The sequence below is a fragment of the Azospirillum sp. NS33 genome, assembly GCF_059703765.1.
Window position 1 is genome coordinate 52,950 of sequence record NZ_BAAKJB010000031.1, and the last position, 13,910, is coordinate 66,859.

The following is a 13,910-nucleotide window of genomic DNA, read 5'->3' on the forward strand; positions in this document are numbered from 1 at the left end:
GGTGACCATGGAAACCGTGACCCTCGCGCCCACCGGCACCGCCATCGGTACCGGCACCGCCCCGGCAGCCGCGCGCACCAAGGAGGGCCTGCCCGTCGTCGTCGAGACCGTCCGCGGCGCCGGCCCGGACTGGCGCGACGGCGCCGCCTTCGCCGCCCACTACCGGGACGAGGGCTACGCCGTCGCCCGCGGCCTGATCCCCGCCGACCGCGCCGCCGCGGTGGTCGCCGCGTTCCGCGCCGAGGTGAAGCCCCACCGCGGGCCGCTGCTGCGCCAGCTCACCACCCGCATGGAGGAGCACCGCTTCTCCGCCGACGGCTTCATGACCAACACGCTCCTCAGCGTCCAGGATCTGGTGGACCCGCGCTTCGCCGGGTTCCGCGACGCCAGCCTCGCCGTGCTGACCGACGAGGGGGTGCAGGGGGTGCTGGCCGGTCTCGCCGGGGAGGCCGCGGCCTGTGTGGAATCCATGTACTTCGAATCCAGCGCGCGCGGCACGATCACCCACCCGGACTCCCACTTCATGGACGCGTCGGTTCCCGGCGCGCTGGTCGGCGCATGGTTCGCGCTGGAGGACATCGACCCCGGCGCCGGCCGCTTCTACCTGCTGCCGCGCAGCCAGCATCTGGGCACCGACGCGCCGCCGTTCGCCCACCTGCGCACCCAATGGGAGGCGTACGAGGCGCTGGCGAAGCGCACCGCCGGCACCTTCACCGCCAACACCGAGGCGGAGAACGCGGCGCTGCGGGTGGAGCATGGCCGGGTGCTGGCCCGGACACTGGCCGGCATCCCCTTCCTGGCACCGATGCTGGAGGCCGGCGACGTGGTGTTCTGGGGGTCGCGGGTGCTGCACGGCAGCCTCAAGCCGACGGCGCCGGGCACCTCGCGCAACTCCCTGACCGCCCACTACATCGGCCGGTCCCACGCCCATGTCCGCTGCGGGACCAGGACCGACCTGGTGCTGCGCGCGGTCAACGGCATGCCGGTCCAGCACCAGCGTCCGGTGCGGGGTGGGCGATGAAGCCGGCGCTCCAGCTCCACGAGACCGACGTGCTGATCGTCGGCGGCGGCGGCGCCGCCACCGCCGCGGCCATCGCCGCCCACGAGGCCGGCGCCCGGACCATGCTCGCCGTCAAGGGTCGGTTCGGGGTGCCGGGCGTGCGCGGGGCCGGCGCGACGTCGAACCCGCTGGCCGATTTCTGGACCATCCGCACCATCGGCCCCAAGGGCGGGCTGTTCAACCCGCCCGAGCTGGTGCACCGCGACATGGTCCAGGCCGGCCTGGGCATGGCCGACCCGGAGCTGTGCCGGATCTTCGTGGAGGAGGCGCCCGAGGCGATCCAGCGCCTGCGCTCCATGGGCCTGCGCTTCCAGAGCAAGGTCCTGGCGGTGATGCCGGCGGTGGCCGCGGCGGGCGGCACCAACAACATCGTGGCGATCCAGAAGGCGGTGATCGAGCACACCGAGACCACGGTGGTCGAGCACGCCAACCTCACCGACCTGCTGGTGGAGGACGGGCGCTGCTGCGGCGCGGTGGGGATCGACGACGACGGCGACCCCTTCCTGGTGCGCGCCGGGGCGGTGGTGCTGGCCACCGGCGGGGTGGGCCAGCTGTTCCAGTACAGCTTCAACCCGCCCGGCAACACCGGCGACGGCTACGCCATGGTGCTGCGGGCGGGCGGCGAGCTGTTCAACATGGAGTTCATGCAGCAGGGACTCGCCACCACCTGGCCCTGCCAGGCCATGGTCATGCTGTACGAGATGCCGGAGCCCTACCGGCTGTTCAACCGCGAGGGCAAATCCTTCGTCTCCGGCTACCTGCCGGCGGGCGTGACCCTGGAGGAGGTCTCGCGCTGCAAGGCCCTGCACTGGCCGGTGAGCGGGCGCGACCTCGCCCTCCACCTCGACCGCGCCATCCACGCGGAGGCGCTGGCCGGGCGCGCCACCGACCACGACGGCGTCTACCTCGACCTCTCGGCGGCGCGCCGCGGCTTCCTGCCGGAGATGTTCGTCGACTACATGGCGCGCTTCGGCATCGACCTCTCGCGCGACCTCCTGCAGGTGCAGAACCACCACCACACCAGCAACGGCGGCGCCCGGGTCGACGGCGACGGGCAGACCGCGGTGGCCGGCCTGTTCGCGGCCGGGGAGACCATGGGCTACCAGGGCGCGGACCGCCTCGGCGGCACCATGCTGGGGGGGTCGCAGGTGTTCGGCTTCCGCGCCGGGCGCAAGGCGGCCGAGGTGGCGCGCGACCACCCTGCCGCCGCCGTCGCGGCCGACACCCTGGACCGCCTGCTGTTCGAGCCGCTGGCCCGCCTGGCCGAGGCCGCCGGCCCGGCACGGCCGGGCGACCTGCTGCGGCCGCTGCAGCGCGCGATGTGGTCCCATCTCCTGGTGGAGAAGGACGCCACCCGCCTCGCCGCCGCGCTCCAGTACGTCCACGACGACCGCGAGCGGCTGGCGACCGGCATCCGGATCACCCGGCCGGCGGACCGGGTGGCGGCGCTGGAACACCGCAACCTGCTGGACGTCGCCGAGGTGATCATCGGCGCCGCGACCCTGCGCACGGAAAGCCGTGGCTCCCACTGCCGCGCCGACCATCCCCGGCGCGACGACGCGGCCTGGCTGACCACCATCGTCGCCAGCCGTGGCGACGGGGCGCTGCGCCTGCGCACGCGGCCCATCGACCCGGACTGGCAGGACCGGCCGGGCGACCTGCGCATCCTTCCCTGGGGTTGAGGAGGCGACGCGCGGTGGAACCGGAACCTCGGGTGGCGACCCTCCGCGGCGCCGACGGCTATGCGCTGCGCTACCGCGCGTGGTCGCCGGAAGGGCCGGCGCGGGCGACGCTGGTGCTGCTGAACGGCGTCACCGGGCACGCCGGCTGGTTCCAGCCCCTGGCCGGGCCACTGGCCGCCGCCGGGGTGGCGCTGGTCGGGGCCGACCGCCGCGGCAGCGGCCTCAACGCGCAGGCACGCGGCGACGCCCCCTCCGCCGGCGCGCTCATCGACGACGCCGTCCGCATCCTCGACGCCGAGGCGCGGCCGGGCATCCCCCTGCATCTCGGCGGCTGGTGCTGGGGGGCGGTGCTGGCCGCCAATGTCGCGGCGGCCCGGGCGGAGGCGCTGGCCGGGCTGGCGTTCCTCGCCCCCGGCTTCCACCCCACGCCGGCGGTGGCCGCCGGCATGGCGATCCTCGACGCCGAGGCGCGGGGCCGGCCGGCCGACGCGCCCTGCCTGGAGGTGCCGATCCCCGACGCCCTGTTCACCCGCGGGCCGCACCTGGCGGCGCTCGCCGCCGACACCCTGCGCTGCCGCCGCGTCACGCCGCGCTTCCACGCCGCCATGAGGGCGCTGGCGCTGGGTGCCGAACTGGCGCTGCGGCGGCTGCGGCTGCCGATCCTGCTGGTGCTGGCCGGCGACGACGAGGCGACCGACAACGCCCGCACCCTGAAGGCGTTCGCCCGGCGGCCCGGCCGGCCGGCCGCCGTCACCATGCTCGCGGGAGCCCACGGCCTGCCGTTCGAGGCACCGGACCGGCTCGCCGCGACCCTGGCCGCGTGGACGTCCGGCAAGGCCCCGGACGGCGGGCCGGCCATTGGGCCGGACATTGGGCCGGACACCGCGGGCGGTGCGGCATGAGGATCGCCGGCTTCGTGCTCCATCCCATCCGCATCCCCTTCCGGCGCAGCTTCACGCACGCCCGGCACCGCCGCGTCCAGACCGATGCGGTGGTGGTCGCCCTGCGCGCGGCCGACGGGCTCACCGGCCACGGCGAGATCCAGCCCCGTGCCTACGTGACGGGCGAGACGCTGGGCGGCGTGCTGGAGACGCTGGGACCGGCGGCCGGCCGCGCCCTGGTCGGCCGCGACTTCGCCACCCTGGAGGCGGTGGTGGCGCATCTGCAGCGGGCGCGCGACGCCGCCGGGCGGGCCCTCGCCACCCACGGCGGCTTCGAGGGGGCGCTGCTCGACCTCGCCGGCCAGGCCTTCGGGGTGCCGCTGGCCACCCTGCTCGGCGGGGCGGTGCGGCCGCCGCCCCCCGCCGGCGTGGTCATCGGCTTCGACGTCGCCACCGGCGACCTGCCGCGCCACGCCGCAGTGCTGCGCCTGCGCCGCGCCCGCCACGTGAAGGTGAAGGTCGGCCTCCCCGACGACGCCGCCCGTCTGGCCATCGTCGCCGACGCCGTGGGCGTGCCGCTGCGCATCGACGCCAATGGCGCCTGGGCCACCGCCGACGCGGCGATCCGCGGGCTGGCGGCCTTCGCATCCGTGCCCCTGGCGTCGGTGGAGCAGCCGCTGCCGCCCGACGACCTTGCCGGCGCGCGCCGGGTGCGCGAGGCCACCGGCATCCCCGTGGTCGCCGACGAATCCCTGTGCACCCTGGCCGACGCCGAGCGGCTCATCACCGAGGGCGCGGCCGACGCCTTCAACATCCGCATCGGCAAGTGCGGCGGCCCTCTGGGCGCCCTGCGCCTGGTCGAACGGGCGCGCGCCGCCGGCCTGCGCTGCGACCTCGGCACACTGGTGGGGGAGACCGGGCTGCTGACCCGCGCCGCCGAGGTGCTGGGGCAATGCGTGCCGGACTTCGCCTGGCTGGACGGCCGGGCGCAGAACGCCACGCTTCTCGCCGAGGACGTCCTCGACGATCCCGCCGCCGCGCTGGACGCCCCGCTGACCCTCCCCGGCCTCGGCGTCACCCCCTCCACCGAACGCCTGCGGCGCTTTGCCGCGTAGATGGCGCCACCTTCGGGGCGGCATCCCAGGCCGACCGGTGCCGCTACGCGCGGCCCTCCGAGGCCTCGACGACCGCGTCGAGCGCGCGCCGCCGCTCCTCGGGCAGGCCGAGTCGCGAGGCGAGATAGGCCAGGTACTGGCGGTCGGTGGCGGTGCCACCGCGCACCGCCAGTTCCGAGGCGAGGTAGATCTGCTCGGCCGTTTCGGGATCGTCGACGCCGCGGACGATGTCGTCCATGGGCCGGGGTGCCGCCAGCTCCCGCTCGACGGTGCGGCGCTCCTCCGGGCCCGCGCCGGCGGCGTCGAGGCTGTCGAGGATGCGCCGCGTCTCGTCGGGCGAGATGGCACCGTCGGCGTTGGCCGCCGCGATCATCGCGCGGATCAGCAGCAGCGCCTTGGCGTCGCCCAGCTCTCCGTCCGGCGCCGCGGTGCCGCGCAGCAGCCCGGCCAGCCGGTCGCCGAGGCCGCCGCCGCCGGCGCCGCCGGCCGCCGGACCGCCGCCCAGGAGTCCGCCCAGGCCGAAGCGGTCGAGCAACCCGGCCAGCGGGTTCGCGGCCTGGCCCGGCGCCCCCGCCGGGGCCGCGGCGCCCGGCGCCGTGCGCGTCCGGCCGTCCTGGTAGGCCTTGTAGGCGAGGTAGCCGAGCGCCGCCAGGCCGGCCTTGCCGGACAACCCCATGGCCGCGCTGGCCATCGGCGGCGCGCCCAGGGCGTGCGCGGCGTAGCCGCGCTTGAGGGTCTTGCCCTTCTTGCCCAGGAGCAGCGGCAGCGCCGCGGCGAACGCCGGCCCACGGGCGCTGTGCCCGCCCATCCCGTTGGCCAGCATGACGCCGAGAATCGTGCTCAACTTGCCCATGGTGCCTGTTCCTCCCCTTTTCGGATGCGCCAGGGATAAACCGCCGGCCGCCCCGCTCTGTTCCCCGGCGCGGCGGCGTTGACGGGAGCGCCGCGACGCCCTACCGAAGGGCCTTCGTCCCCCGACCGGAGCCGCCACCCCCGTGACCGAGATCATCGTCTGCGAGACCTGCCGCCAAGCCGACGCCGCGCCGGAAGGGCCGGACGAACCGACGGCCGGGGCCCGCCTCGCCGCCCTGCTGCGCGCCGCCCTGGCCGAGCGGGACGCCCCGGGCCGGGCCGGGGGAGCCGCCATCCGCGTCGCGACCCTGCGCTGCCTGATGAGCTGCCGCCGGCCCTGCGCCGTCCATCTCCGCGCCCCGGGAAAGATGGCCTACGTGCTGGGCGACCTCGCCCCGGCGCCCGAGGCCGCCCGGACGCTGCTCGCGTACGCCGAGGCCTATGCGGCCTCGGCCGACGGCGTCGTGCCCTTCCGCCAATGGCCCGAGGGGGTCAAGGGCCGCTTCGTCGCCCGGGTGCCGCCGCTCGACCCGCCGGAGCGGTGAACCCGCCGGGCGGTGCCCGCGGTCAGACGATCGCCGCGCCGACCAGGGCCAGCACGGCGAACCCCGCCAGCCCGGCCACGAAGATCCAGCGGCGCGCCGGCGTGTCGAGGACGATGCGCCCCTGGCGCGCCTGCTCCGCGGTCAGGGGGCGCGGCGCGGCGCGCCGCTCGGAGGGTCGGTGTTCGGTCGGCATCGGTGTGCTCCCTGGACGAGTGGACTTCCGGGACCGCAACAGCGGGCGGAGCGAAAATGGCCCATCGCCCCGGCCGATTCGATTCAGCCCGGCCCGGCGGTGGCGGACCGGGCCCGGGTCGGCGTCGCCAGCGGCGCCACCGCGAAGGGGGCCGGCGGCAGGCCGGCGCGGTGGCGGTCCCACATGGTCCGGTAGGCGGCTTCCAGATGCCGCGCGAAGCGGGGACTGTCGAACAGGGGAGCCACCGGCCGCGCCGCCTCCACCCGCTCCCGGAAGGCGCCCCGCAACACGGCGTCGCGGCCGAGCCGGACGGCCAGCGCCCCATAGGCGTCGAAGGTCCCGACGACCAGGTCGTGCAGGCCGGCGGCGCCGAGGAGGCCGGCGGCGACCCGCGACGCGAAGGTGTCGCCCCGGCGGGTCACCACGGGAACCCCCATCCACAGGGCGTCCGACGTGGTGGTGTGGCCGGTGTAGGGAAAGGTGTCCAGCGCCAGATCGGCCAGCCGGTAGCGTGCGAGATGGACGGCCAGCGGCGCCTGGGGAGCGAAAGCCAGCCGGCGCGGGTCGATCCCGTGGCGGGCTGCCGCGCCGCGCAGGTTGGCCGCGGCCTCGCCGCCGCCGGCCAGCCAGAGCACGCTGCCCGGCACGCCGGCGAGGATGGTCATCCACACCGCGAACAGCGGCGGGGTGATCTTGAACGGAGCGTTGAACGCGCAGAAGACCACGGCGCCGGCGGGCAGGCCGCAGGCGGCGCGATCCGGTGCCGGCAGGTCCCTGGGGCGCCGGCGGTCGTTGATCTGGTAGGTCTCCGGCATCAGCACCAGCCGCTCGCGGTAGTGCGCCTGCTGGTCCGGCGGCGTGACCACGGGGTCACCGATCAGATAGTCGATCGTGTCGGCGCCCAGGGTGCCGGGGTAGCCGAGCCAGGCGACCTGCACCGGCGCCAGCCGGCGCGCCAGCAGGTCGAGCCGGCCGTCCTGGGTGTAGCCCTTGAGGTCGACCAGAATGTCAACGCCGTCGGCGGCGACCTGGCCGGCGACCACCTGCGGGTCGGCGCCGCGGATGTCGCGGAACGCGTCGAAGGCACCCTCCAGACGCCGGCGCATGGCGCTGCCGTCGTCGGCGCCGTAGGAGTAGGCGTGGACACGGAACCGCGTGCGGTCGTGCAGGTCGAACAGCTCCGCGGCGAGATGGGCGGTGGCGTGGTCACGGAAGTCGGCGGAGAGATAGCCGACGGTGAGCCGCCCGCCACCGGCCGCAACGGCCGCCGCCCCTTGCCCTTGCCCGGCCGCCGCCGGGTGCTCGTGCGGCGGTGCCGACGGGCGCACGAAGGTGCGGTGGAACAGGCGGGCGGAGCGGTCCTGCTGCGCCGGGGTGGTGGCGATGGCCAGGGTGAGGAGGGGCAGCGCGACCCCGCGCCCGGTGTCGATGAGGTCCAGCACCTGCCCGCACAGGCGATCGTACGCGCTCCAGTCGCACACCGACAGGCTGGCGAACAGCCATTCGCTGAGGCACTCGGTTCGGTCGGGGTCGAGCCGGAAGGCGCGGCCGTACGCGGTGGCGGCGGGCAGGTTGGCCTCGCGCTGCGCATGGCCGTATCCCCGCCACTCCCGGGCGTCGTCCGGCCGCAGCGCCAGGGCCCGGCGCAGAACCGGCAGGGCCCCGGCGGCCTCCCCCCGCTCGCGGAGCACCGCCGCCAGGTGCGCGTAGGGCCGGGTGCCGGACCCATCGCCGAGCAGCCGGACCGCCCGCCGTGCCAGCGCCACGGCAACGGCGTTCCCGTCACGGCGCGCCAGCACGCCGAGGTTGAGATAGGCGTCGGCCAGATCCGGCTTCACGGCCGCCGCCACCGCCAGGTGCCGGCGCGACTCGGCGAGCCGGCCACCGGCAAAGGCGGCCACGCCCAGCAGGAGGCGCGCCGCCGGCTGGTCGGGCACCGCGGCGAGGATGGCACGGCAGAGCGCCTCGCAGGCCTCCGGTCTCGCGCTCTCGTGCAGGGACAGCGCGCGTGTCAGCGCCTCGTCGAGGGTCATGACGCCATCGTCGGCGACCGGCGCCGGCTTGCCAAGGGACTTTTCCCGGCACCGCCTGCCGGCGCCGCGGCGGCACCGCGGTTGACGCCGCGCCGGGGCGCCGCTACATCGCTGACCATGCGGACCGCGCATCGTTGGATCCTCCGGACGGGCCATGACGGCTAGCATCGACACGGCCGCCCGGCACGTCCGGGCCGGCCGCCTGACGGAGGCCGTCGCCGCGTGCCGGGCCATCCTGCACGCCGCCCCCCGCCACGCCGAAGCGCTCAACATCCTTGGCGTCGCGCTCTTCTCCGCCGGCGACAGCGACGGCGCCGCGGCGGCGCTGGCGGAGGCGGCACGGGTCGCCCCGGGCGACGCCGCGGCGCGCGCCAACCTGGCGCTGGTGCTGCAGCACCGGCGCGCCTGGGCCGCCGCGCGGGGCCATCTCGCCTCCCTGGCCGTGCTCGACCCGGCATCGACGGTCGCGTTCGCCCGGCTGGGCGCCGTCCTGCAGGAGACCGGGGACCTCGACGCCTCCCTGCGCTGCCTGCGGCGCGCCGTCCGGCTCGACCCCGACGCGGGCTCCGGCTGGCTCAACCTGGGCGTGGTCGGGTTTCTTGCCGGCGCGTACGCCGACGCCGTGGCGGCGCTGCGGCGCGCCGCCGCGATCGATCCCGCCCTGGCGTCGCCCCCGCTCCATCTCGGCGAGACGCTTCTGCGCCTGGGCCGTACCGCCGCCGCCGCCGCCGCGTTCCGGCGCACCCTCCGGCTCGACGCCGGATCGGCGGCGGCCGCGCACGGCCTCGCCCGCTGCCGCCGCTACCACGCGGCGACGGCCGGGAGCGCCGGCCCGTCCGCCGGGGTGGCGGTGCGCGGGCCGTTCCTCAGCAGCAGCGGCTACGGCCATTTCTGCCATCGCCTGATCCAGGGGCTGCGGGGCCGCGGCGTGCCGCTCCAGGCGATCGGCATCTTCGGCGACGAAGCGTGGCCGGCCGAGGACCTCGCCGCGCCGGTCGGCGCGCGGGCGCTGGTGAACTGCCTTATCCCGCTGGCGGTCGAGCCGGTGCCCGGCCTGGCGACGGTGACCTTCACCATGTTCGAGGGACGCCGGATCCCGCCGGCGTGGCGGCGCCAATGCGAGCGCAGCGACCTCGTCGTCGTGCCCACCGAATCCTCCCGCACCGCCTGGGCCGCGGCGGGGTTTCCCGAGGACCGCCTGCGCCTGTGCCCGCTGGGCGTCGATCCGGTGCGGGGCGACGACACCGGCGCCCTCGTCCTGGCCGACCCGCAGGGCGGGGCGGTGTCCCGCCACCGCCACCGGTTCCTCAACGTGTCCGACTTCGTCGCCCGCAAGAACATCGACGGCCTGCTGCGGGTGTGGCTGCGCGCCACCACACGCGGCGACGACGCGGTGCTCATCCTCAAGGTCGGCAAGGGCACCGAGCCGTCGCTGGGCGCGGATCTCGGCGCGCTGGTGCGGCTGGCGGAGAGCGCCGTGGGCAAGCGGATGGCGGAGGCCGCCCCGGTGGTGCTGGTCGACCGGCTGCTCGCCGAATCCGACATGACCCGGCTCTACCGGGCGGCGACCCACTATGTCAGCCTGTCCCACGGCGAAGGCTGGGACCTGCCCATGTCGAAGGCCGGCACCCTGGGGCTCGGCCTGATCGCGCCACGCCACACCGCCTACCTCGACTACCTCGACGACACGGTGGCGCACATGGTGCCGACGGCGGTGGGGCCGGCCCACCTGCCCGGCGCAACCGAGTTCTATCCGCCCTTCCACGGCCTGGACTGGTGGGTGCCCGACGAGGCCGCCGCCGCCGCCATCATCGCCGGCATCATCGCCGGCGACCGTGCGGAGCCGGCGCCGGCGCGCGACCGCCTGCTGCAACGCTTCACCTGGGACCACGCCGCCGCCCGCCTGCTGGCGATCCTCGACGAGGCCGGCCTCCGGCGATGACGCAGGCGTTCGCGGCGGCCGTGGCGGATCACGAGGCCGGCCGGCTCGAGGCCGCGGCCGCCGGCTACCGCGCCGCGCTGCGCGACGACCCCGGCCATCCCGACGCCAACAACAACCTCGCCATCCTGCTGCGCGCCGCCGGGCGCCTCGACGCGGCGGCGGCCCATTACCGGCACGCGGTGGCCGCCCGGCCCGACGACCCGCAGATCCGGACCAACCTGGCCCGCACCCTGTCCGACCAGGGCCGAACCGCCGCGGCGGCGGCGGCGGTGCGGTCGGCGCTGGCGCTGTGCCCCGACCACCCGGGCGCGTGGTTCAACGCCGGCACCCTGGACGGCATGGCCGGCAACCGCGCGGCGGCCATGACGGCCTACCGGCGGGCCATCGCCGTGAACCCGGCCATGGGCGAGGCGCACAGCAACCTGGGCGACGCCCACCGCGACCGCGACGAGCCCGGCCTCGCCGTCGCCTGCTACGCCACGGCGATCCGGGTGCAGCCGTCCCTGCCGCAGCCGTTCGTGAACCTGGGCGAGACGCTGAAGGACCAGGGCCGGGTCAGCGAGGCGCTGACGGTCCTGCAGCACGGCCGGGAGCACCATCCCGAGCTTGCCCTGCTGCACTCCAACCTGCTGCTCGCCCTGCACTACTCCCCCTGGGTGCCGCCCGAGGTCGTGCACCGGGCGCACCTCCACTGGAACGAGCGGCATGCCCGTCCGGTGGCCCGGGCCGGGCGGCCGTTCGCCAACGACCGGCGCGCCGACCGCCGCCTGCGGGTGGGGTACGTCTCCCCCGACTTCCGCCACCACGCCTGCGCCCATTTCATCGAGCCGCTGCTGCGCGCCCACGACCGGGCCGCGGTGGAGGTGGTCTGCTACTCCGCGACCCGCCACGAGGACGCGACCACCGGACGCATCAGGGCGCTGGCGGACCACTGGCGTTGCGTGGTCGGCGTGCCCGACGACGACGCGGCCGCCCTGGTGGAGGCGGACCGCATCGACATCCTGGTCGACCTCGCCGGCCACACCGCCGACGGCCGGCCCCTGCTGTTCGCCCGCAAGCCGGCCCCGCTCCAGGTCGCGTGGCTCGGCTATCCGGGAACGACGGGCATGCCGGCCGTCGACCACCGCCTGACCGATTCCGTCGCCGATCCCCTGGGCGTCACCGAGCGCTGGCACGCCGAGGCCCTGGTCCGCCTGCCCCGCGGCTTTCTCGCCTACCAGCCGCCGCCCGACGCGCCGCCGCCGACCGTGCCGCCCGCGGTCGCCAACGGGCATGTGACCTTCGGCTCCTTCAACAACGCCGCCAAGACCACCCCCGAGGTGGTGCGGGTGTGGTCGGCGCTGCTTGCGCGGCTGCCCTCGTCCCGCCTGCTCCTCAAGAGCCGGGGCTACGCCGATGCGGCGACCCGCGACGGGCTTCTGCACCGCTTCGCCGGGCATGGCGTGGACGCCGGGCGCATCACCCTGCTGCCGCTGACGCCCGCGGTCGACGACCACCTGCGCGCCTACGGGGCGATCGACGTGGCGCTCGACCCCTTCCCCTACAACGGGACGACCACCACCTGCGAGGCGCTGTGGATGGGGGTGCCGGTGGTGAGCCTGGCCGGCCGCAGCCATGTCGGCCGGGTCGGCGCCAGCCTGCTGCACCACTGCGGCCTGCCCGACCTGGTCGCCACCGACGAGGCCGGGTATGTCGGGACGGCGGCGGCCCTGGCGACCGACCCGGCGCGTCTCGGGACGTTGCGCCGGACCATGCGCGAGCGGCTGGCGCGCTCGCCCCTCACCGACCACCTGGGCTTCGCGCGGGCGGTGGAGGCGGCCTATCGCGCGATGTGGCGGGACTGGCTCCGGCGGGACGGGGCGGCGCGGCCCCCGCCCTAGCGGTGCCGGCCCGACGCCCGCGCGCTTCCTCAGCGACCCGTCCGCCGGCGGACCTCGTCGCGCAGGGCGTCGGCCGCCGCCTCGAACACCGGCCCCCAGTCCTGGTCCGGCCCCTGGCGGAACAGGCGCATGGTCGGGTACCACGGGGTGTGTGCGCCGGTGAAGCCGTAGATCCAGTAGGGAACGTGCTGCACCAGGTTCCACACCGGGCGGCCCAGCGCGCCGGCGAGATGGGCGACCGCGCTGTCGGTCATCACGACCAGGTCGAGCCGGTCGACCACGGCCGCGGTGTCGGCGAAATCGTCGAGCTGCGGCCCCAGCGGGACCACCAGGCGGCCGGCCGGGCCGAGGACGGCCAGCTCGTCCTCGGGCGGGCCCTTCTGCAGGCTGTAGAGGCGCACGCCCGGCACCTCGGCGAGGCGCAGGAAGCGCCGCAGGGGAACGGCGCGGCGGGCGTTGTCGGCGAAGGTCTCCCGGCCCGACCAGACGATGCCGACCCGCAGCGTGCCCGGCTCGCCCGGACCCAGCAGACGGTCGGCCTTGTCCCGCGCCGCCTCCGGAACCGCCGGACGGAGCGGCGGCGGAACGGTCGCCAGGGTCGTCCCGAACAGCCTCGGCAGGCTCATCTGCGACGCCTCCACCTCGGCCGGCGGCGGTTCCGCCCCCGTGGGGAAGAGCGCCTCCACCTCCAGCCCGGCGAGCGCGCGCCGCAGCTCATGGTGGCACTCGTAGAGCACCCGGCCGCCGCGTGCGGTCACCAGCGGGACGTAGCGGGCCATCAGCAGCGCGTCGCCGAACCCCTGCTCGCTGGACAGAAGGATGCGGCGCCCGCCGAGGTGGCCACCGTCCCACTCCGGCGCCCGCCAGGGACGGCCGTGGAAGGACGGCAGCCGCCGCCGCGCCTCGTAGTCGTCCATGCCATGGACGTAGTCGCCGATCTGCAGCCGCGTCAGCGCGCGTTCCCAGCGCAGCGCCGGGAGCGCCGCCTCGTGCGCCGCGGCCCGCTCGATGGCGGCCAGCGCATCGGCGAAGCGGCCGGCCTTGCGGTGCGCGACGACCGCGTTGAAGTGGATGGTCGGAGCGTCGGGCTCGAGACGCAGCGCCTCGCCCTGCGCCGCCAGCGCCTCGTCGAAGCGGCCGGCGTCGACCAGCGCGTTGCCGAGGTTGGTCCATATGCTGGCGTTCGACGGCGCATGCTCCAACCCGCGGCGGTGGCAGGCGATCGCCTCGTCGGCACGGCCGGAGCGGCGCAGCAGGAGACCCAGCATGCTCCAGGCCCCGGCATCCGCCGGATCGGCCGCGAGTGCGGCCGCGACCGCGGCCAGGATGTCGCCGTCACCAATCCGTTGCACGCCGTCCCCGTCAACCGTCGGCACACCCAGATCTCCCGTGATCATCTGCCCGCAACGCCCTGCCCCTTGGCCACCGTAGCCGATCACCATTGCTACCGGAAGTCTTTGCCGCATCATCACGTCGACACGCCGGCCGATAGAATGTCTACTTGAGATTTGCACGCGCTCTGTTCGCTACATGCATGATCCTCGAGAACTGAGCGGTCGATGCGAAGTCAAAAAACGTTACAATTCGTTCCAATCTTGTAGTGGTTTTGTTAACGCTTCTTGGGCTATCGATCAGTATGCCGCTAGTCGCCCAGGTTGCAATGGGCGGCGCGTGGCGTGGCAATCCCGGCTCCCGGCGCGCCGCCCGGACCGGCACAGCAGGTGCGG

11 protein-coding genes are annotated in these 13,910 nt (G+C 75.7%); 7 read left to right on the forward strand and 4 right to left on the reverse strand.

Features of this window, described 5'->3' with window-relative positions; genetic code table 11:
- Positions 1-7: 7 nt before the first annotated feature.
- From AC6H2I_RS23260 to AC6H2I_RS23275, 4 genes are read left to right on the forward strand one after another with little or no spacing between them, the layout of a single operon-like run.
- A complete protein-coding gene (locus AC6H2I_RS23260) occupies positions 8-1,021 on the forward strand; it encodes a phytanoyl-CoA dioxygenase family protein (RefSeq protein ID WP_497503138.1) in 1,014 nt (337 codons plus the stop codon).
- A complete protein-coding gene (locus AC6H2I_RS23265; protein ID WP_497503139.1) occupies positions 1,018-2,742 on the forward strand; it encodes an FAD-binding protein in 1,725 nt (574 codons plus the stop codon). The genes AC6H2I_RS23260 and AC6H2I_RS23265 overlap by 4 nt, the downstream gene beginning before the upstream one ends.
- A 32-nt stretch (positions 2,743-2,774) precedes the next feature.
- Entirely contained in the window at positions 2,775-3,644 is an 870-nt protein-coding gene (locus tag AC6H2I_RS23270; RefSeq protein ID WP_497503140.1) for an alpha/beta hydrolase, read from the forward strand.
- Positions 3,641-4,738 (forward strand): mandelate racemase/muconate lactonizing enzyme family protein, encoded by a 1,098-nt coding sequence (locus AC6H2I_RS23275; protein WP_497503141.1) that lies wholly within the window; start codon positions 3,641-3,643, stop codon positions 4,736-4,738. Before AC6H2I_RS23270 ends, AC6H2I_RS23275 begins: the two co-directional genes overlap by 4 nt.
- A gap of 43 nt (positions 4,739-4,781) precedes the next feature.
- Here AC6H2I_RS23275 and AC6H2I_RS23280 read toward each other — a convergent pair whose 3' ends face one another.
- Complete coding sequence (locus AC6H2I_RS23280; RefSeq protein ID WP_497503142.1) at positions 4,782-5,591, reverse strand: tellurite resistance TerB family protein; 810 nt, start codon at positions 5,589-5,591, stop codon at positions 4,782-4,784.
- Positions 5,592-5,733: 142 nt separating this feature from the next.
- Between AC6H2I_RS23280 and AC6H2I_RS23285 the strand changes: the two genes are divergently transcribed.
- A complete protein-coding gene (locus tag AC6H2I_RS23285; protein ID WP_497503143.1) occupies positions 5,734-6,135 on the forward strand; it encodes a DUF1636 domain-containing protein in 402 nt (133 codons plus the stop codon).
- Positions 6,136-6,157: 22 nt separating this feature from the next.
- On the opposite strand, the gene AC6H2I_RS23290 is transcribed toward AC6H2I_RS23285, so the two are convergent.
- Both AC6H2I_RS23290 and AC6H2I_RS23295 read right to left on the reverse strand, forming a co-directional pair.
- Positions 6,158-6,328: a hypothetical protein gene (locus AC6H2I_RS23290; RefSeq protein ID WP_497503144.1), complete on the reverse strand. Its 171-nt coding sequence runs from the start codon at positions 6,326-6,328 to the stop codon at positions 6,158-6,160.
- An 83-nt stretch (positions 6,329-6,411) separates the two neighbouring features.
- A complete protein-coding gene (locus AC6H2I_RS23295) occupies positions 6,412-8,361 on the reverse strand; it encodes an O-linked N-acetylglucosamine transferase, SPINDLY family protein (protein WP_497503145.1) in 1,950 nt (649 codons plus the stop codon).
- Positions 8,362-8,515: 154 nt separating this feature from the next.
- Here AC6H2I_RS23295 and AC6H2I_RS23300 point away from each other — a divergent pair, with 154 nt between their 5' ends.
- Together AC6H2I_RS23300 and AC6H2I_RS23305 are read left to right on the forward strand one after the other, a co-directional pair.
- Positions 8,516-10,303, forward strand: coding sequence for a tetratricopeptide repeat protein (locus AC6H2I_RS23300; protein WP_497503146.1), 1,788 nt, complete (start codon positions 8,516-8,518; stop codon positions 10,301-10,303).
- Positions 10,300-12,183, forward strand: coding sequence for an O-linked N-acetylglucosamine transferase, SPINDLY family protein (locus AC6H2I_RS23305; RefSeq protein ID WP_497503147.1), 1,884 nt, complete (start codon positions 10,300-10,302; stop codon positions 12,181-12,183). The genes AC6H2I_RS23300 and AC6H2I_RS23305 overlap by 4 nt, the downstream gene beginning before the upstream one ends.
- Before the next feature lie 29 nt (positions 12,184-12,212).
- On the opposite strand, the gene AC6H2I_RS23310 is transcribed toward AC6H2I_RS23305, so the two are convergent.
- Positions 12,213-13,559 (reverse strand): glycosyltransferase family 9 protein, encoded by a 1,347-nt coding sequence (locus AC6H2I_RS23310; RefSeq protein WP_497503148.1) that lies wholly within the window; start codon positions 13,557-13,559, stop codon positions 12,213-12,215.
- Between the last annotated feature and the right edge of the window lie 351 nt (positions 13,560-13,910).